General features: G+C 45.2%; 1 protein-coding gene. It reads right to left on the bottom strand.

Annotated features, from left to right (window positions below; translation table 11 throughout):
• On the bottom strand, positions 1–620 hold a 620-nt coding region (locus Q8W26_RS17840), incomplete at both ends, for an IS66 family transposase (RefSeq protein WP_305473885.1).

The raw sequence follows: 620 nt of genomic DNA, 5'->3' as shown, positions 1-620 counted from the left end.
TTCGTTTTATCAAGCCACTCTTTAAAATCATCAAGCACGGGTTGCGCTTTTTCTTGTCGTAGCTGATAACGTTCTTCTATTGATAACCCTTTAGCCTTGGCTTGGTTTTCAAGTTGGTAAAGTTTGCTGATGAAGCTAATGGCTTTATGCGCTCGCCCTTTATTTTTCTTCTCTGCTTTTAACGCGTCATTATATTTACGGCGGGCATGCGCCCAGCAACCGACTGGTGTAATGCCGTCAACATTATCATAAACAGAGTAGCCGTCACATTGTAGGTAACCTTCAAAGCCGTGTAAAAATGACTTCAAGTTTTCTCGACTTCGCCCCGGTTGATAATCGTAAATCACCACGGGCTGTTGACTCATTTCATTACTGCGATAGACCCACATGTAAGATTTGCTTGACGCGTCTTTATCCGGTTCATCTAACACTTGAACGCTGGTTTCGTCCGCACACAGACTGTGTTGATTAACCAAGTGCTGTTGCATTGCCTTCACCAGCGGTTGCAACAGAGCGCCTGACTTAATGCACCAGTTGGCTAAGGTGCCGCGAGATAAATCCAACCCTCCGCGTTTAAAGATATCGACTTGGCGATACAGTGGCAGTGCATCACAGTACTT

Source organism: Psychrobium sp. 1_MG-2023, assembly GCF_030689115.1.
In the GTDB taxonomy this organism is placed as follows: domain Bacteria; phylum Pseudomonadota; class Gammaproteobacteria; order Enterobacterales; family Psychrobiaceae; genus Psychrobium.
Note: the sequence above shows the minus strand (reverse complement) of the source record. Positions and strands in the feature narration are given on the sequence as shown.